The sequence below is a fragment of the Tsukamurella sp. II2bb genome (assembly GCF_057815145.1).
The window spans coordinates 136,633-153,287 of record NZ_JBYPZI010000011.1 but is presented as its reverse complement, the minus strand read 5'-3'; the positions used below and the strand labels follow the sequence as shown (position 1 = coordinate 153,287).

Here is a 16,655-nt window from a genome sequence, read left to right as displayed (position 1 = left end):
TGACCTTGCTCGGACCTGCTGCGTACAGTGTACCCAGTCGTCCTGCGTACGCCGTACGCGCCGCCGTCCCCCACCGAGGAGTTCGAAGTGTCCACCACCCCGCGCCGCGCCTGGGCCGGTCTCGCCGCACTGCTGCTGCCGGTGTTCCTGGTTTCGATGGACGCGTCGGTGCTGTACCTGGCGATGCCCCACCTCACCGCGGCGCTGCACCCGAGCCCGGAGCAGCAGCTGTGGGTGCTGGACATCTACCCGTTCATGCTGGCCGGATTGCTCATCACCATGGGCAATCTCGGCGACCGCTGGGGCCGCCGGCGCCTGATGACCTGGGGCGCGGGCCTGTTCGGCGTCGCCTCCGTGATCGCGGCCTTCGCGCCCTCGCCCGGTCTACTGATCGCCGCTCGCGCCCTCATGGGCGTCGGCGGCGCCACGCTACTGCCCGCGAGTCTCGCGCTGATCGCCAACATCTTCCGCGACCCGAAGGCCCGCGGCATCGCCATCGGCATCTGGACCGCCGCCTTCTCCTTCGGTATGGCGGTGGGCCCCGTGATCGGCGGCATGCTCCTGCATCACTTCTGGTGGGGCTCGGTGTTCCTCATCAACGCGCCCGTCTTCCTGGCCTTCCTGGTGGCCGGGCCGCTGCTGATCCCGGAGTTCCGCAGCGGCTCGTCCGCCCGCTTCGATCTGGTGGGCGTGGCGCTGTCGATGGCGGCGATCTTCCCGCTCGTCTACGCGGTGAAGTCCGCGGCCGGTCACGGCGTGCACGGCTCGACGATCGCGATCGGGGCCCTCGGCGCGGCGATGCTCGTGGCCTTCATCGCCCAGCAGCGCCGCACTCCGCACCCCCTCATCCCGTTCGACCTGTTCCGCAACCGCGTCTTCGCGATGGCGATCGCGGGCACGATCCTGGCGATGTCCACGCTGGGCTCGATGTCCTACCTCACGGGTATCTACCTGCAGTCGGTCGTCGGCTTCGACGTGCTCGCCGCCGCGCTGCTCGGGCTGCCCGCCGCCGCGGTCGTCGCCTACTTCTCGATGCGCGCGCCGTGGATCGAGCAGTACCTCGGCCGCCGCGCGACCTTCGTCACGGCGCTGCTGTTCGCCGCCGCGGGCCAGTTACTGCTCGTCGGGCTCGGCGTCGACGGCCCGTCGTGGCTGTACGTGCTCGGCACCGTGGTCGCCGGCGTCGGCTACGGCACGCTGTTCACCTTCGTCTCGGCGGTCGCGCTCGACGCGGCGCCGCCGGAACGGGCGGGCCAGGCGTCGTCGATGTCGGAGATGAGCTTCGAGCTCGGCACCGCCCTCGGCCTCGCCGTGCTGGGCTCCGTCGCGACCGCCGTCTTCACCCGTCACGACGGGATGTCGCGCACGCTGGGCGACACGCTCTCGCGGGCCGGCGATCTTCCCGTGCCCGACGGTGCCGCCCTCGCCGACAGCGCACGGTCCGCGTGGGTCGACGCGGTCACCACGACCGTCGGGGTTTCGAGTCTTCTCCTCGTGGCGACAGCCGCCGCAGCGTTCGTCGTGATGCGCGACCGGGCGCCCGCGCGGGAGTCCGTGAGCTGCTGATCTCGCGCGGATCAGCCGGCGATCAGCGCGGCGTCAGTCGGAAGACTGGGATGATCCGCCCCTGCGCGGCCTTCTCGTACTCGGCGAAACCGGACGAGCGGGCGACGAACCGCGCCCAGGCCTCGTCGCGCGCCTCGCCGGTGAGCTCCGTGGCCGTGACCGCGGCCGTCGAGATGCCGCCGTCCTCGTCCGGGTACTCGATCTCGATCTCCGGATTCGCCTTCAGGTTGTGATACCAGGCGGGGTTCCTCGGCGAGCCGCCGGCGGAGGCCGGCAGGAGCCAGCCCTCGTCGTCGCGGATGGCGGCGAGCGGGTTCACCCGGGGCTCGCCGGACTTGGCGCCGATACTGTGCACGAGCGCCAGTCCGCGCCCGAAACCCATGGCGGTCACGGTGCCGTTGTTCGCGCGGAACTCGTCGATGATGGTCTGATTGAAGTCGGTCACGGCTACATCATGCGCCCGCGTGCTCGACGTGTCATCTGAACGGACCAACCTGCGCGGAACCGACGGCCCTCGACCTGCGCCGCCAATACTCTGCGGGAGTTCTATCAACTGGCAGAGAGGAATTCACCGTGATCGCATCGAGGATCCGGCGCGCATCGATCGGCGCGGCGCTCGCCGCTGCCGTCGCGTTCGGCGGGGCCGGCATCGCACCCGCGAACGCAGTGACCACGGAGTGCAAGGACGGACGATGCATCTTCCGTCTGAGCAAGGCCGAGACCCGCGATTTCGGTAATGGGAGGATCCCGAAGCCGCCGACCGCGGATCCGCGTCTGCGGGCGGCCTACTACGCCCTGGCGTACGGGCACAAGGCGATCGCCAAGCAGTACGCCAATCGCGGCTGGTGCTCGGCGTTCCTGATCTCGCCGCGCCCCTGGGACAACCAGGGGTACACGGGATATCGGCGCTGAACCCGACCCCCTTCAGTGTTCCCGTGACGGGCGCGCCCCGCCGGCGGCGGTGTCGATCACCGCGTCGAGGACCTCCCGCGCCCGCTTCAGGTCCCGGATGCCCGCATCGATGCGGTCGCGCTCCGACCGGAGCGTCGCGGTGAGCCACGGCGTGGCGCTCGCGTTCGGCGAGCCGTCCTCGTCGTGAATGCAGGGCAGCAGCTGGGCGATCACGCTGCTCGCGAGGCCGGCGGCGAACAGCTCCTGAATGCGCACGACGCGGTCGACCGCCCGCTCCGGATACACCCGCTGACCTGCCGCGGTGCGGGTGGCCGCGAGCAGGCCCTTCTCCTCGTAGTACCGCAGCGAGCGCACGCTGACACCCGTGCGTTCCGCGAGTTCGCCGATCCGCATCGCTTGCCCCTCACATCGGTGTCAGGTTCTAGCGTACGGACATGTCACTCCTCACGCCGTACCGCAGCCGGACACTCGACCTCCCCAACCGCATCGTCATGGCGCCCATGACGCGCCTGCGCTCCGAACCCGACGGTTCGCCCACCGCGGACGTCGCCGACTACTACCGGCAGCGCGCGGCCGCGGGCCTGATCATCACCGAGGGCACGTGGCCGCACTCCTCCGGGCAGAGCGAAGCCCGCGTCCCCGGCCTCGCGACCGATCGACACCAGCGGGCATGGGCGCGGGTGGTCGACGCGGTGCACGCCGACGGCGGCCGAATCGTCGCCCAGCTCATGCACGGCGGCAGGAAGGGACATCCGGCCGCCCGCATCGACGGCTCGGTGCCCGCGGGACCGTCGGCGGTGCCGGACGGTGACCTGCTCCACCTTCTCGACGGGTCGAAGGCCTCGTGGCCGCGGCCCGCGGCGATGACGACCGCCGACATCGCCGGTGCCGTCGAGCAGTACGCCGCCTCGGCGAGACGCGCCGTCGCGGCCGGCTTCGACGGGGTGGAACTGCACGGCGCGAACAGCTACCTGATCCACCAGTTCCTCGCGGACAACACCAATCTCCGCGACGACCGGTACGGCGGGCCGGCCGTGAACCGGATGCGATTCGCCCTCGAGGTGGTCGACGCGGTGACGGAGGCGATCGGTGCCGAACGCACCGCGATCCGGCTCTCGCCCGGCAATCCGCAGTTCTCCATGGTCGAGAGGGATCCGGCCGGGCTCTACCGGAGCCTCGTCGACGAGCTGAGCGGCCGCGGACTGATGTACCTGCACCTGACCGACAACGACGACTACCCCGCGCTCGCGGATCTGCGCCCTCGGTTCGCCGGCACCGTCATCGCCAATGTCGGCGAGAACCGCACGCCCACGTCCGCGGCCGACGCCGAGCGCGCGATCGCCGACGGTGCCGATCTCGTCTCGTTCGGCCGCGCCTTCATCGCGAACCCCGACCTGGTCGAACGGATCCGGCGATCCCTGCCGCTGGCCTCCATCCGCGAGGACGTGCTCTACGGCCGCACGGCCGAGGGGTACACCGACTACCCGTGCGCCGCGGTCTCAGCCGGCCGGGATCGGTAGCGGCGCAGGCGCGGTGCCGGAGCCGAAGGGGCTGCCGCCCAGCTTCTCCCGGCCGTGCTCGGTGAACCAGTTCTGCAGGTCCGGGCCCTTCGGCACGATGCCGGACGGGTTGATGTCGCGGTGCACCTCGTAGTAGTGCCGCTTGATGTGGTCGAAGTGGGTGGAGTCGCCGAAGCCGGGCGTCTGGAACAGGTCCCGCGCGTACGCCCACAGGACCGGCATCTCGCTCAGTTTCTCGCGGTTGCACTTGAAGTGGCCGTGGTAGACCGGGTCGAACCGCGCGAGGGTGGTGAAGAGCCGCACGTCGGCCTCGGTGATGGTGTCGCCCACCAGATACCGCTGCGTCGACAGCCGCTCGCTGAGCCAGTCGAGCCGGGCGAAGAGCTGATCATAGGCGGCATCGTAGGACTCCTGCGAGCCGGCGAAACCGCAGCGGTAGACGCCGTTGTTGACGTCGCGGTAGACGAGCGCGTTCACCTCGTCGATCTCGGCCCGTAGGTCCTCGAGATAGAGCTGCGGGGCACCGTCCCGGTGGTAATCCGTCCATTCGAGCGAGAAGTCGATCGTGATCTGCGGGAAGTCGTTGGTGACCACGGCGCCCGTCGGAACGTCCACGATCGCGGGCACGGTGATGCCCTTCGGGTAATCGGGGACGCGTTTGAAGTAGGCGTCCTGCAGGCGCGGGATCTTCAGCACCGGATCGACGCCGCCCGGATCCAGGTCGAAGGTCCACGATCGCTTGTCGTGGGTGGGGCCGGCGATGCCCAGGGAGATCGCGTCCTCCAGGCCGAGCAGGCGCCGCACGATGATGGTGCGGGTCGCCCAGGGGCACGCGTACGAGGCGACCAGCCGGTACCGCCCGGCCTCGACGGGGTAACCGTCCCGCCCGTCGCGGGTGATCCGGGTCTCGATGTACCGGGTGTCGCGCTCGTACGGCTGGTTCTCGGTGACGTAGCTGCCCTGTTCCTCGCTCATGCCCCCAGGCTAGTGACACCGGCCGTGCCGCGGGTAACACCGTACGATCGTTACCCGATACAAACAGTGCCCGTCGATGGAGCCCGCGTCGACCTCCCGTCATGGAAGGACCGAAGCAATGCGCAAGCCTCTGATCGCACTCGCCCTGTCCGCCGCGGCCGCCGCCACCGGTCTCGGAACCGTCGGGGCCGGAGCGGCCGGCGCCACCCCGATCGCCTGTCCCGAGCTCCCGCAGGACCGTATCGACAGCGCGATCCACACGATCGCGCCGCCGATGCCCGGCGTGCCGTGGCGCGTGACCGGCATGGGCGGCTCGGTGGACTGCACCCTGAACTGGGTGCGGCTCGACACGGACCGCGGCACCGGCAGCTCGCCCGTGCAGATCCTGCTCTTCGACCACCAGAAGTTCGCCGGCACGCCGACGCCGAGGGGCGACGCGTTCACCTCGGTGGTAGGGAGCAACGGGCCCGGCCAGATCACCGTGCGCTTCCGATGGCTGAACCCCGGTGACGCGAACGCGAACCCGACGGGGCGTGCCGACGTCCGGTTCCAGACGATGCCGCAGGACACCCCGCAGCCGCTGGACCCGATCCCGCCGCAGGTCGCGGACTGACGCTCAGCCCTGCGCCGCCGCCCACTCCTCGACGCGGGCGGCGCTCTCCTCGTCGCTGAGATCCTCCACGCGCGTCATGATCGACCAGCGCACCCCGAAGGGATCGCGGATGCTGGCGAACCGGTCACCGGAGACGAAGTTCATCACCGGTTCGCGGATCGTCGCCCCGGCCGCCTCGGCGCGGGCGACCACGTCGTCGACGCTGCTGCAGTACAGGCCCAGCGAGTAGCAGTCCGCGTCACCGTCGGGCATGGGCACCAGGCCGAACTGCGGGTTGGGCTCGCCGAGCTGGAGCCGGCCGTTGCCGAAGTCGAGTTCGGCGTGGGCGATCACGCCGCCCATCTCGGTGACCCCGAGCACCCCGGCGCCGAAGACGTCGCGGTAGAAGTCGATGGCGCCCTGGGCGTTCGGGATCGCGAGGAAGGGCGTCAGCGAGGAGAAGGAGTGCGGGACGCCGTTCGTGGTGTGTGCGCCGTTCGCGGCGGTGATGTTCTCGGTCATGCCAGAGACGTTACGAGCGCGCACGGTCCCCGGGATTGAAGATTCGCGACAGCTCTACCATCGATCCGTGGACACCCGCGGCATCCTCTACCCGGCGCAGCTCCCGACCTTCGAGCGCCGGCCCGCCTCCCCCGCTGCGGACGCCCTGGTGCGCTGGTTCTGGATCTCACAGTGGGCGATCGCGCCGGGCCGCACCTCCCGGCAGGACGTGCTCGCCTACCCCGCCCTGAACCTCGTGGTCGAGTCGGAGCTCGTCGGCCTCGCCGGCGCGACGACGGTGCGCAGCCACCGCGACCTCGTGGGTACCGGCTGGGCCGTGGGCGCACTCCTCCGCCCGGCCGCGACGCCGGCGGTCACCGCCGACGCACCGTCGATACTCGACGCGTACGTCGCCCTCGACGCCCCGGACCTGCACGCGACCGTCGCGGCCGCGATGACCCGCGGGGATGTCGACGATGCCTGCTCGGCCGCCGAATCCTGGCTCACCGCAGGACTTCCGACGGTGCCGGACGACGCGGTGCTGGCGAACCGGCTCGCCGCGCTCATCGAGGAGGACGACGCGATCACGACCGTCGAGGACGCGGCGGCCGCTGTCGGGCTCTCGGCGCGCACGGCGCAGCGCCTCACGCGCCGATTCATCGGCCTGACGCCGCTCGCGCTGATCCACCGGCGCCGGCTGCAGCACGCCGCCGAACTGCTGCGCACACAGCCCGACCTCCCGATGGCGACGATCGCCGCCGATCTCGGCTACGCCGACCAGGCCCACCTCGTGCGCGACTTCCGCAAGGTGCTCGGGTTCACGCCGGGCGGATACCGACGGGGCCCTACCTCGGCTTGTTGACCTCGTCCGCGACGGCGTCGGTGGTCTCCCGGACCGCGTCCATGCTCTGAGTGGCGATCTTCATGCCCTCCGAGGCCGAGGTGGTCGCGATGTTCGTGGCACTGGCGGCGATCTTGCCGGCACCGCCCTTGAGATCACCCTTGAGGATCTCCGCGGCACCCTCGACGATCTCGCCCGACTTGTGCACCGCGTTGGTGGCGATCTTCGCCGCCGAGTCGATGTTCTGTTTGATCCGATCCGCCACCATGGTGAACTCCTTCTCGCTGGTTCGCGTCAGCGTATCCGCGATGAAGGCCCTCACGAGGGCAGTCCGCCAGACTCACCGGCACCGAGGGACGAGTCGCCGCGCGAGGTGTCCTTGAGGTCGACCCCGGACCTCCCGAGCCTGCGGGCTCCGACGACGAGTCCTGCGGCGATGCGGGCGGCGTCGGCATAGCCGAGCCCCTCGGGCGGGTGGATGTTGGAGATGCAGTTGCGGTGCGCGTCGGTGACCCCCGCCCCGAAGTCCTCCGGGTCGGCTCGGTGGGTCAGATAGATGCCGAGGCTGTCCGCGACCGACAGACCCGGGCGCTCCCCGATCAGCACGAGCAGGGTCCGGGCGCCGAGCGCCCGGGCCACGTGATCCCCCAGGGCCACCCGCGCCTGCGTTGCCACGACCGGCGGCGCCACGACCACGTCGGACGGTAGCGCGGCGAGGATCGCCGCCGCGAGCGCGGTGCCGTGATCGGTCAGTGCCCGCGGCGAGAGTCCGTCGGCCAGGACGAGCGCGACGTCGGCGTCGGGCACCGTCGGCACCCCGGACAGGTCGGCGGGCACCCGGCCCAGGTCGGGGCGGCGCAGGTATTCGCCGCGGTCCGCCGCGCGGCTGGTGACGGCGACGGGTTCGCCGAGGCCGAGTTCCCACGCCCGGGCGACGAGGTCGTCGACGTCGAGCGGCTGGTGCACGGCGTCCCGCGCCGCGGCGTGCGCGGCCGAGAACTCCAGGACGCGGCGCGTCGGCAGTGCATCGCCGGTGCGCCCCAAACCGATCCGCGATTGCGTGGTCACACGCAGGACGTCCCAGAAGGCGCCGTCGGAGCGCTCGGGCGAGGTCACCGCCCGACTCCCGCCGCGAGTTCCCGCAACGGGGAGGCCTCGACGGCCACGTCGCGGAGGCCGCCGGATTCGTCGGTCATGCCCTGCCGCGCCAACCAGGCGTCGAACTCCGGGGCCGGCCGCAGGCCCAGCGCACGGCGCACGTAGAGGGCGTCGTGGAAGGCGAGCGACTGGTAGCCGAGCATGACGTCGTCGGCGCCGGGGACGGTGATGACGAAGGAGACCCCGGCGACGGCGAGGAGCGTGAGCAGGTCGTCCATGTCGTCCTGATCGGCCTCGGCGTGGTTGGTGTAGCAGACGTCGACGCCCATGGGCAGGCCGAGGAGCTTGCCGCAGAAGTGATCCTCGAGCCCGGCGCGGGTGATCTGCTTGCCGTCGTAGAGGTATTCGGGTCCGATGAACCCGACCACGGTGTTCACGAGCAGTGGATCCAGATGCCGGGCGACGGCGTACGCGCGCGCCTCGAGCGTCTGCTGGTCGACGGGCGCGCCGCCGGTACCGAGGTGGGTACCGGACGAGAGCGCGGAGCCCTGCCCGGTCTCCAGGTACATCACGTTGTTCCCGACGGTGCCCCTCCCGAGCTCGCGCGCGGCGGCGTTCGCCTCGTCGAGGAGCGAGATCGTCACACCGAAGGCGGCATTCGCACCCTCGGTACCGGCGATCGACTGGAAGACCAGGTCGACGGGCGCGCCCTGCTCGATCAGGCCGAGGGTGGTGGTCACGTGGCTGAGCACGCACGACTGGGTGGGAATCTCGAACCGAGTACGCACCTCGTCGAGCAGGTGCAGCAGGTCCGAGGTGGCGTGCGGCGAGTCGGTGGCGGGGTTGATCCCGATCACGGCGTCGCCGCAGCCGAGCAGCAGGCCGTCGAGAGTGGCGGCGGCGATGCCCCTCGGGTCGTCCGTCGGGTGGTTGGGCTGCAGCCGCGTGGCGAGGGTACCGGGCAGGCCGACGGTGGTGCGGAACCCCGCCGTGACGCGGACCGCTCGCGCCACGGCGATGAGGTCCTGGTTGCGCATCAGCTTGCTCACCGCCGCAACCATCTCCGGCGTGAGCGCCGGACCGAGGGCGGCGAGCCGGGCACCGGCATCGTCGGCGATCGCGATCCGCAGGAGAAGGTCCCGGAGGTCCCCGACGGTGAGATGCGCGATCGGGGCGAAGGCAGCCCGGTCGTGGGTGTCGATGATGAGGCGGGTGACCTCGTCGGACTCGTAGGGCACCACGAGCTCTTCGAGCAGTGCGGTCAGCGGGACCTCGGCGAGGGCCCACTTCGCGGCGGCGCGTTCGGCGTCGGAGGCGGCCGCGCAGCCGGCCAGCTGGTCGCCCGAGCGCAACGGCGTGGCCTTGGCCAGCAGGTCGGCCATCGACGTGAAGGTGAAGGTCTCCCCGCGGACGGATTGGCTGCGGATCATGTGAGCTCCCGTTCGGCGTCGGCGAGGGCGGCGAACTCCTCGTCGGGCGAATTCGCCACCAGGTGATGTCGACTGTAGACCCCGAAGTAGACGAGGAAGGCCGCGAACGCGGCGAGGGTCAGGCCCGCGGCCTTCGGGTCGACGAGGAAGGTCGCGACCACGGCGGCGCACGCGATGACCAGGGCGAACGAGGTGGTGACGATGCCTCCGGGCGTGCGGTACGGGCGAGGCATATCGGGCTCCCGGCGGCGCAGCACGATGTGGCTGATCATCATCAGCACGTAGCTCAGCGCCGCGCCGAAGACGGCCATGTTGAGCAACATCGCGCCCTTTCCGGTGAGCGAGAGGGCGAAACCGATCACGCCGGGCACGATCAGCGCGAGTACCGGGGCCTTACGGGAGCTGGTGACGGACAGGCTCTTCGGCAGGTAGCCGGCGCGCGAGAGCGCGAAGGTCTGGCGGGAGTAGGCGTACATGATCGAGAAGAAGCTCGCGACCAGGCCGGCGAGGCCGATGTAGTTGACGGCCTTGGCCGCACCGCCGTCCCCGAGCGCCTCCACCAGCGGGTTACCGGAAGCGGACATCGCCTGCGCGCCGACGGCTCCCGGCGCCAGGAAGAACACCGTCGCACCGGTGACGACGAGCAACAGCATCGCGACGATGATGCCGCGCGGCACGTTCTTCTCGGGCTCGCGCGCCTCCTCGGCAGCGAGCGGGACGCCCTCGATGGCGAGGAAGAACCAGATCGCGAAGGGCACAGCGGCCCAGATGCCGAGGTAACCGTGCGGCAGCCAGCTGGATGCCCCGACGGCATCGGTGACGGCGATGTCGGTGAGGTTGTGGGCGTCGAACTTCCCGATGGCGAAGATCGCGAAGATCACGAGGCCGACCAGCGCGATCGCGGTGATCACGAACATCGCCTTGAGCGCCTCGCCGGCTCCGGTGAGATGGATGCCGATGAACAGCGCGTAGACGAACAGGTAGACCCACCACCCGTCGGTGATCCCGAACAGGTTGAGGGATTCGACGTAGGCACCGATGAAGGTGGCGATCGCCGCGGGCGCGATGGAGTACTCGATGAGGATCGCGATGCCGGTGGCGTAGCCGCCCCACGGGCCGAGCGCGCGCCGGGCGAAGGTGTAGCCGCCGCCGGCCGCCGGCAGCGCCGAGGACATCTCCGCCATGCCGAGCACCATGGCCAGGTACATGCCTGCGATGATCACGGCGGCGATCGCCAGACCGCCCCAGCCGCCCTGCGCGAGACCGTTGTTCCAGCCGGCGTAGTCGCCGGAGATCACATAACTCACGCCGAGACCCGCAAGGAGCACCCACCCGGCGGATCCCGAGCGGAGGGTGCGTTTGGCGAGGTAGTCGTCGGATTCGATGGTCGCGTCCACCCCGTCGTGATGGAGCGGCTGCGCGTGGCGCTCAATACTCATATCGGCCTTCCTGATCACGGTCGATCCTGTGCCCGGCGTGTTTCCGGGCGGTATCGGCGTGTTGCACCGACGGTTCCTGTCGGTGTGATCTGGAACACTACGAGTCAAGCGTTGCAGCGGGGTTGCAGCGCAGGTCGCGGGCGGGCATCCGGGCGCGCGGCGGGGTCTTCATAAGGGGCGTGAATCATGCAGTGGTGTGGCGACGCGGCGTACCGCGAGGACCTGTTCCGGAGGCGCTACGAGCCGCATGTGCGGCCGGTGAAACGATCTGGTCGACCAACTGCGCACGGAGCAGGGCACGTTCATCCCGTACGTCGCTCCGACCTATGGGGGAACCAACGCCCGCCTGCTCGCACTTCTGCAAGATCCCGGGCCGAAGACCGACGCCCGCAGCCGCAACGGGTCCGGGATGCTGTGCATCGAGAACGCCGACGCGACCGCGGAGCGGTACAAGGCACTCCTCGCGGCCTCCGGCATCGACGTGAGCGACATCCAAGCGTGGAACGCCTTCCCCTGGCGCCCGACGACGACCCTCGTGAAGGGGCACCGAGCGCTCACTCCTACCGAGAAGGACGTGCGCGATGCCACGGACGCTCTGGCGCGGCTCGTGGTACTTCTCCCCCGACTCCGGGTCGTTCTCCTCCACGGAGTCCAGGCGAAGGCCGCTTGGCCCCGTCTGCAGCAGGCGCATCCGGAGCTCACCTCCGGAATCCGAGTGATCAAGTCCTGGCATCCACGCGCCGCAGATCCGGTCTACAAGTCTGCTGGTGAGGTCGAGAAGTACGCCCGCGAGCTCACCGAATCGTTCTTCGTGGCAGCCGATCACCTGCGACGTCCGGATCAGGACTACCCGCCGGCACCCGAGGAGGACGTGCGCGCGGAGGACACGTCGACCACGCCGCGGGAGCACGCCGAGCGACCGACGTGGCGCTCGACTCTGAACGATCTCCGCACTCGATTCATCGCGCTTCGCACACAGGAATCGTCCGAGTCCACCTCCACGGCACCGCCCGAACCAGCGAGTCCAGCCGAACCGGCTACTCCCCGCGAAGCACCAGCCCCGCCCGAATCGGCAACGCAGACCGCCGACCTCGCCGATTTCGATCGCGAGCTCGACCAGTACTCGATAGCCGAGGCGAGCCTGCTCGACCTACGCCGGAGCCTGCGTACCGGCATGGACGAATGCCGAGACAGCCGGGAACGACGGGAGGACTACCAGCGGCTCGCCGAGAACGAGCGAACCGTGACACTTCGGCTGGCCGATCTAGAGCAAGCCCGTGTCACCTATCTGGCGAAGCGCGACGAAGTCGTCGCCTGGGCACGGGCACGCAACGTCTCCACCGAGAGCCGCGCCTTCCGCGGGTCGATCGTCACCGTCCGGTACGCCGACGGTGGGAGCGAGACCTGCGTTCTCACCGAACGGGATACCGATTCCGAGTACGACACCGTCTCACCGAGTTCGACACTCGGCGAGCGGCTGAAACTGGCACAGGTCGATGACACGATTCGATTGCCGAACGGACAGTCCATCGTTGTGACGGCCATCCAACCGGGCTTCAGGGTAGGTTCGCCCGCGGCGGACAACCCCGAGAAGAGAGGAGGCGACCGATGAGGTGGCAGAGTACGCAGCCCAGTATCCCGAGGTGGAGGTCGTGGATTCCCTCCAGTCGCTGACGGCCGACCACCTCGGCGAACTCCACGCCCGACGGAAGACGCTGCCGCGGTGGCGAATACTGAACGAGAAGCGGCGTGGTGAGCTCCTTCGGTGTGTACCGGCTGCCGCAGATCCAGGATCTCCAGTTGCGCATCCAAGAATCGGGCGCCGTGACGGCCGCCGAGTTCACCACCTCCCGCTTCTCCTTCGACGACTCCGCGGCCGCCTTCGCCGCCGCGGCGTCCGGCACCGAGGTCAAGGTCGTGGTGACGGTCTGACGTCCGGCGGCGCGGCTACGCCACGCCCAGGTACGCGGCGCGGATCCGCGGGTCCGCGAGCAGCGCCCGGCCCCGTCCCTCCACGGTGACCTCCCCCGTCTCGAGGACGTACGCCCGGTCCGAGCGGGTGAGCGCCTGCTGGGCGTTCTGCTCGACGAGCAGGATCGTGGTGCCCGCGCGGTTGATCTCGCTGATGATCTGGAAGATCTGCGCGATCACCCGGGGTGCGAGGCCCATCGACGGTTCATCGAGGAGCAGCAGGCGCGGACGGGCCATGAGGGCGCGGCCGATCGCCAGCATCTGCTGCTCACCACCGGACATGGTGCCGCCGGCCTGTTTCCGCCGTTCCAGCAGTCGCGGGAAGAGCTCGAAGACGCGCTCCAGTGTCGCCGAGTAGTCCGCCTTGGAGGCGAACTTCCTTCCCTGACAGCCCATGTCGAGGTTCTCCTGCACCGTCATCCCCGGGAACACACGACGTCCCTCCGGGACCTGCACGATGCCCTCGCGGACGCGGATGTGCGCGGGCATGGTCGTGATGTCCAGCCCGTCGAACTCGATCGTCCCGCGCGCGGCGGGAACGAGACCGGACAGGGCCCGCATGGTGGTGGACTTCCCGGCGCCGTTGGCGCCGAGCAGGGTGACGAGTTCGCCCTGGCGGACCTCCAGGCTCACCCCGTGCAGGGCCTGGATGCGGCCGTAGCGCACGGCCAGGTCGTCGATCCGCAGGACCGGGGTCCCCGCCGGCGTGGTCTGCTCAGAGCTCGTCATCGGGCACTCCCAGGTAGGCGGCGATCACCTTGGGGTCGTCGCGGATGTCCGTGGGACTGCCGTCGGCGATCTTACGGCCGAACTCGAGCACCACGATCCGGTCGCACACCCCCATGACGAGGCGCATGTCGTGCTCGATGAGCAGCACGGTGTAGCCGTCATCGCGGATCTTGCGGATGAGGTCCATCAGCGCGGACTTCTCGCTGGGGTTGAAGCCCGCGGCGGGCTCGTCGAGGCACAGCAGTTTCGGCTCGGTGGCGAGCGCCCGGGCGATCTCGAGTCGCCGCTGGTCGCCGTAGGGCAGGTTCTTCGCCTTCACCGCGGCCCGGTTGCCGATGCCGACGAACTCGAGCAACGCCATCCCGCGCTCGACGGCGTCCGCCTCCTCGGCCCAGTGCCGTGGCAGCCGCAGGACCGCGCCCAGCACGGAGGTCCGGTGCCGCGCATCGGTTCCCACGACCACGTTCTCCAGCGCGGTCATCTCGTTGAACAGCCGGATGTTCTGGAAGGTACGGGCGATCCCCGCCCGGGTGATGCGATTGCGCTTCACCCCGGCCAGAGGCGCACCGTCGAAGACGACCGAACCGGCGGACGGCCTGTAGACGCCCGTGATCGCGTTGAAGCAGGTGGTCTTGCCCGCACCGTTCGGCCCGATGAGCCCGAGGATCTCGCCGCGGCGGATCGAGAAGGTGACGTCGTCGAGTGCCTTGAGGCCGCCGAAGGCGACGGACAGCCCGTCGACCGCCATGAGGGTCTCCCCCACGTCAGCCTCGACGGGGCGGCTCGGGGCGACGACCTCGGCCACCGCCTCCTCGTGGAGTCGCTCCGGCGATTCGCTCATACGGCACCTCCCGCCCGGTGATAGACCTTGCGGCCGAAGGCGATCAGCCGTTGGCGCGCGGGGAAGAGCCCCTGCGGGCGGAAGATCATGAGCACCACCAGCGCGACGCCGAAGAACAGGTACTTGAAGTCTCCGAGGCTCTGGCCGCCCACCTGGATGCCCTGGACCCGCGCGGGCAGGTAGACGATGAGGAAGGCGCCCACGATCACACCGAGCTTGTTGCCCTGACCGCCGAGGACCACGGCGCACAGGAACAGCATCGAGTTGATCACGTTGAAGTTCTGCGGATCGACGTACTGCACCTGCCCGGCGTAGAGGGCACCGGAGAGCCCGCCGATCCCCGCGCCGATCACGAAGGCCCACAGCTTGAACCGGAAGGTGGGGACGCCCATGATCTCGGCGGCGTCCTCGTCGTCCCGGATCGCCACCCAGGCGCGACCCACGCGGGAGCGCTCCAGGTTACCGACCACCAGGAGCACGCAGATCACCAGGACGATCCCGAGCCAGTACCACCACACGCCCGAGTTCAACGGGTGCGCACCGTTTCCCGAGGAGAAGACGCCCTGGTCGTTGTTCGACGGGGCCTTGCCGACAGGCGGGAAGGCGATCGCCGACAGGCCCGATGCACCGTTGGTGATGTCGGTGAAGTTCTGCGCCGAGAGGCGCACGATCTCGCCGAATCCGAGGGTGACGATCGCGAGATAGTCGCCGCGCAGCCGCAGGGTCGGCGTCCCCAGGATCAGGCCCGAGATGCCGGTGATGACGATCGCCAGCGGTACGCAGGCGAGCCACGCCCACGCGCCGGAGTGGTCGAAGATCCCGTGGCTGCCGCCGTGGAACAACGGGCTCGACGGGCTGGTGAGGATCGCGACCGTGTACGCGCCGACGGCGTAGAAGCCGACGTATCCGAGGTCGAGCAGGCCGGTCTGCCCGACCACCACGTTGAGGCCGATCGCGATCAGCGCCAGCATCGCCACCTGTGCCATGACGCCGCCGAAGTCGACGGCGGTCGTGGGCAGCAACGGGATCGGCAGTACCGGCAGCAGCGCGAGCAGCACCAGGATCGGCACGCCGACCAGCCACTGCATCGGCCGGGACAGGCCGTCCCACCAGTCCCGGAGCGGGTCCGCGATCCCCCTGCGGGGCTTGGGCTCACTCGGTGTGGGCTCGTTCGGCTTCGACGGTGCCGGGGTCACGTCGGTGCTCATGCGCGGGCCCGTCCCAACTTCTCACCGAGGATTCCGCTGGGGCGGAACATGAGGACGATGATCAGCAGGACGAACGCGACCACGTCCTTCCACTGGTTCCCGAACAGGATCGACCCGTAGTTCTCGGCGACCCCGAGGATCAGGCCGCCCAGCAGCGCGCCGCGGATGTTGCCGATGCCGCCGAGCACGGCGGCGCAGAAGGCCTTGATGCCCAACAGGAACCCGCCGTTGTAGACGATGCCGCTGGGCAGCCGCAGGGTGTAGAGCAGCGCGGCCGCGCCGGCGAGGACGCCACCGATGAGGAAGGTCAGCATGATGACCCGCTCCTTCGAGACCCCCATCAGGGTGGCGGCGTCCGGGTCCTGCGCGACCGCGCGGATGGCGCGGCCGAAGCCGGTGCGATTGATCAGCACGTCGACCAGCACCGCGAGCACGAGCGCCGCGACGATGATCACGAGCGTGACATTGGTGATCTGCGCGCCGAACACCGTGAACTGCGTCGACGGCCGGACCAGCGAGATGATCGGCTGTGCGCTCGAACCGCCGAGCCGCGGCTCCACAGGCACCTGCGGCAGCACGTACTGGACGATCTGCTGGAGCACGAAGGACATGCCGATCGCCGTGATGAGGAAGACGAGCGGCCGCGCGCCGCGCCGGCGCAGCGGCCGGTACGCCACTCGCTCCAACCCGAGCGCAACACCGCCGGAGACCGCCATCGCGCCGACCCCCGCGATCAGCAGGTAGACCAGCGTGAGAGCGACGCCCTGGTCGTAGGTGTTGCCATTGGGGGTGAAGCCCAGCATCACCAGCACCACGTACTGGCCGAACATGCCGAACATGAACACTTCCGAGTGCGCGAAGTTGATCAGCTTCAGCACGCCGTAGACCAGCGTGTAGCCCACCGCGACCAGGGCGTAGATGGCCCCGTAGGTGAGACCCTCGACCGTGAGGGTCCAGAACCCGTCGATCAACCCACCGGGGTTGAAGTCGATCGACGAGGCCAGGACCGCGGTCCCGCCGCCTCCCACGTCG

At 69.8% G+C, this 16,655-nt stretch carries 19 protein-coding genes; 7 read left to right on the top strand and 12 right to left on the bottom strand.

The features are described 5' to 3' along the window. Window positions 1-42: 42 nt before the first annotated feature. The gene (locus AC21LY_RS21525; RefSeq protein WP_489048636.1) at window positions 43-1,566 is read left to right on the top strand and encodes an MFS transporter; all 1,524 of its coding nucleotides are present in this window, start codon (window positions 43-45) and stop codon (window positions 1,564-1,566) included. 22 nt (window positions 1,567-1,588) lie between these two features. On the opposite strand, the gene AC21LY_RS21520 is transcribed toward AC21LY_RS21525, so the two are convergent. Then, complete coding sequence (locus AC21LY_RS21520) at window positions 1,589-2,011, bottom strand: nitroreductase family deazaflavin-dependent oxidoreductase (protein ID WP_489048610.1); 423 nt, start codon at window positions 2,009-2,011, stop codon at window positions 1,589-1,591. A gap of 128 nt (window positions 2,012-2,139) precedes the next feature. Between AC21LY_RS21520 and AC21LY_RS21515 the strand changes: the two genes are divergently transcribed. Next, complete coding sequence (locus AC21LY_RS21515) at window positions 2,140-2,478, top strand: hypothetical protein (RefSeq protein WP_489048609.1); 339 nt, start codon at window positions 2,140-2,142, stop codon at window positions 2,476-2,478. A 12-nt stretch (window positions 2,479-2,490) separates the two neighbouring features. Here AC21LY_RS21515 and AC21LY_RS21510 read toward each other — a convergent pair whose 3' ends face one another. After that, complete coding sequence (locus AC21LY_RS21510; RefSeq protein WP_489048608.1) at window positions 2,491-2,871, bottom strand: MerR family transcriptional regulator; 381 nt, start codon at window positions 2,869-2,871, stop codon at window positions 2,491-2,493. 41 nt (window positions 2,872-2,912) lie between these two features. On the opposite strand from AC21LY_RS21510, the gene AC21LY_RS21505 reads away from it, so the two are divergent. Beyond that, entirely contained in the window at window positions 2,913-3,998 is a 1,086-nt protein-coding gene (locus tag AC21LY_RS21505) for an alkene reductase (RefSeq protein WP_489048607.1), read from the top strand. Here the strand turns inward: AC21LY_RS21505 and AC21LY_RS21500 are convergent. Further along, window positions 3,978-4,973: a glutathione S-transferase family protein gene (locus AC21LY_RS21500; RefSeq protein ID WP_489048606.1), complete on the bottom strand. Its 996-nt coding sequence runs from the start codon at window positions 4,971-4,973 to the stop codon at window positions 3,978-3,980. The two genes, AC21LY_RS21505 and AC21LY_RS21500, sit on opposite strands and share 21 nt — an antisense overlap. 118 nt (window positions 4,974-5,091) lie before the next feature. On the opposite strand from AC21LY_RS21500, the gene AC21LY_RS21495 reads away from it, so the two are divergent. Beyond that, the gene (locus AC21LY_RS21495) at window positions 5,092-5,586 is read left to right on the top strand and encodes an LppP/LprE family lipoprotein (RefSeq protein ID WP_489048605.1); all 495 of its coding nucleotides are present in this window, start codon (window positions 5,092-5,094) and stop codon (window positions 5,584-5,586) included. A gap of 3 nt (window positions 5,587-5,589) precedes the next feature. On the opposite strand, the gene AC21LY_RS21490 is transcribed toward AC21LY_RS21495, so the two are convergent. Further along, window positions 5,590-6,087, bottom strand: coding sequence for a VOC family protein (locus AC21LY_RS21490; protein WP_489048604.1), 498 nt, complete (start codon window positions 6,085-6,087; stop codon window positions 5,590-5,592). Between the two features lie 67 nt (window positions 6,088-6,154). Here AC21LY_RS21490 and AC21LY_RS21485 point away from each other — a divergent pair, with 67 nt between their 5' ends. Beyond that, complete coding sequence (locus AC21LY_RS21485) at window positions 6,155-6,928, top strand: AraC family transcriptional regulator (protein ID WP_489048603.1); 774 nt, start codon at window positions 6,155-6,157, stop codon at window positions 6,926-6,928. Here AC21LY_RS21485 and AC21LY_RS21480 read toward each other — a convergent pair. Genes AC21LY_RS21480 through eat form a run of 4 tightly spaced genes read right to left on the bottom strand, consistent with a single transcriptional unit; the run spans window position 6,912 to window position 10,874 of the window. Then, window positions 6,912-7,175, bottom strand: coding sequence for an Rv1893 family protein (locus AC21LY_RS21480; RefSeq protein WP_489048635.1), 264 nt, complete (start codon window positions 7,173-7,175; stop codon window positions 6,912-6,914). The two genes, AC21LY_RS21485 and AC21LY_RS21480, sit on opposite strands and share 17 nt — an antisense overlap. Window positions 7,176-7,225: 50 nt before the next feature. Then, a complete protein-coding gene (gene eutC, locus AC21LY_RS21475; RefSeq protein WP_489048602.1) occupies window positions 7,226-8,023 on the bottom strand; it encodes an ethanolamine ammonia-lyase subunit EutC in 798 nt (265 codons plus the stop codon). Next, a complete protein-coding gene (locus tag AC21LY_RS21470) occupies window positions 8,020-9,435 on the bottom strand; it encodes an ethanolamine ammonia-lyase subunit EutB (protein WP_489048601.1) in 1,416 nt (471 codons plus the stop codon). The genes eutC and AC21LY_RS21470 overlap by 4 nt, the downstream gene beginning before the upstream one ends. Next, on the bottom strand, window positions 9,432-10,874 hold the full coding sequence (gene eat, locus AC21LY_RS21465; RefSeq protein ID WP_489048600.1) for an ethanolamine permease: 1,443 nt from the start codon (window positions 10,872-10,874) through the stop codon (window positions 9,432-9,434). The genes AC21LY_RS21470 and eat overlap by 4 nt, the downstream gene beginning before the upstream one ends. 409 nt (window positions 10,875-11,283) lie before the next feature. Here eat and AC21LY_RS21460 point away from each other — a divergent pair, with 409 nt between their 5' ends. Further along, window positions 11,284-12,486: a uracil-DNA glycosylase family protein gene (locus AC21LY_RS21460; protein ID WP_489048599.1), complete on the top strand. Its 1,203-nt coding sequence runs from the start codon at window positions 11,284-11,286 to the stop codon at window positions 12,484-12,486. A 140-nt stretch (window positions 12,487-12,626) separates the two neighbouring features. After that, the gene (locus AC21LY_RS21455; RefSeq protein WP_489048598.1) at window positions 12,627-12,806 is read left to right on the top strand and encodes a hypothetical protein; all 180 of its coding nucleotides are present in this window, start codon (window positions 12,627-12,629) and stop codon (window positions 12,804-12,806) included. A gap of 15 nt (window positions 12,807-12,821) precedes the next feature. Here AC21LY_RS21455 and AC21LY_RS21450 read toward each other — a convergent pair whose 3' ends face one another. From AC21LY_RS21450 to AC21LY_RS21435, 4 genes are read right to left on the bottom strand one after another with little or no spacing between them, the layout of a single operon-like run. After that, entirely contained in the window at window positions 12,822-13,574 is a 753-nt protein-coding gene (locus AC21LY_RS21450; RefSeq protein ID WP_489048597.1) for an ABC transporter ATP-binding protein, read from the bottom strand. Further along, complete coding sequence (locus AC21LY_RS21445; RefSeq protein WP_489048596.1) at window positions 13,561-14,415, bottom strand: ABC transporter ATP-binding protein; 855 nt, start codon at window positions 14,413-14,415, stop codon at window positions 13,561-13,563. Before AC21LY_RS21445 ends, AC21LY_RS21450 begins: the two co-directional genes overlap by 14 nt. After that, window positions 14,412-15,623 carry a branched-chain amino acid ABC transporter permease gene (locus AC21LY_RS21440; protein WP_489048595.1) on the bottom strand — a complete coding sequence of 404 codons (1,212 nt, stop codon included), beginning with the start codon at window positions 15,621-15,623 and terminating at the stop codon, window positions 14,412-14,414. The genes AC21LY_RS21445 and AC21LY_RS21440 overlap by 4 nt, the downstream gene beginning before the upstream one ends. After that, window positions 15,620-16,651 carry a branched-chain amino acid ABC transporter permease gene (locus tag AC21LY_RS21435; RefSeq protein WP_489048594.1) on the bottom strand — a complete coding sequence of 344 codons (1,032 nt, stop codon included), beginning with the start codon at window positions 16,649-16,651 and terminating at the stop codon, window positions 15,620-15,622. Before AC21LY_RS21435 ends, AC21LY_RS21440 begins: the two co-directional genes overlap by 4 nt. Window positions 16,652-16,655 lie beyond the last annotated feature (4 nt).

Coding starts and splice junctions, on each gene's coding strand:
- AC21LY_RS21510 (WP_489048608.1), bottom strand. CDS start 2,871: ATGCGGATCGGCGAACTCGCGGAACGCACGGGTGTCAGCGTGCGCTCG.
- AC21LY_RS21505 (WP_489048607.1), top strand. CDS start 2,913: ATGTCACTCCTCACGCCGTACCGCAGCCGGACACTCGACCTCCCCAAC.
- AC21LY_RS21500 (WP_489048606.1), bottom strand. CDS start 4,973: ATGAGCGAGGAACAGGGCAGCTACGTCACCGAGAACCAGCCGTACGAG.
- AC21LY_RS21495 (WP_489048605.1), top strand. CDS start 5,092: ATGCGCAAGCCTCTGATCGCACTCGCCCTGTCCGCCGCGGCCGCCGCC.
- AC21LY_RS21490 (WP_489048604.1), bottom strand. CDS start 6,087: ATGACCGAGAACATCACCGCCGCGAACGGCGCACACACCACGAACGGC.
- AC21LY_RS21480 (WP_489048635.1), bottom strand. CDS start 7,175: ATGGTGGCGGATCGGATCAAACAGAACATCGACTCGGCGGCGAAGATC.
- AC21LY_RS21470 (WP_489048601.1), bottom strand. CDS start 9,435: ATGATCCGCAGCCAATCCGTCCGCGGGGAGACCTTCACCTTCACGTCG.
- eat (WP_489048600.1), bottom strand. CDS start 10,874: ATGAGTATTGAGCGCCACGCGCAGCCGCTCCATCACGACGGGGTGGAC.
- AC21LY_RS21460 (WP_489048599.1), top strand. CDS start 11,284: ATGCTGTGCATCGAGAACGCCGACGCGACCGCGGAGCGGTACAAGGCA.
- AC21LY_RS21450 (WP_489048597.1), bottom strand. CDS start 13,574: ATGACGAGCTCTGAGCAGACCACGCCGGCGGGGACCCCGGTCCTGCGG.
- AC21LY_RS21445 (WP_489048596.1), bottom strand. CDS start 14,415: ATGAGCGAATCGCCGGAGCGACTCCACGAGGAGGCGGTGGCCGAGGTC.
- AC21LY_RS21440 (WP_489048595.1), bottom strand. CDS start 15,623: ATGAGCACCGACGTGACCCCGGCACCGTCGAAGCCGAACGAGCCCACA.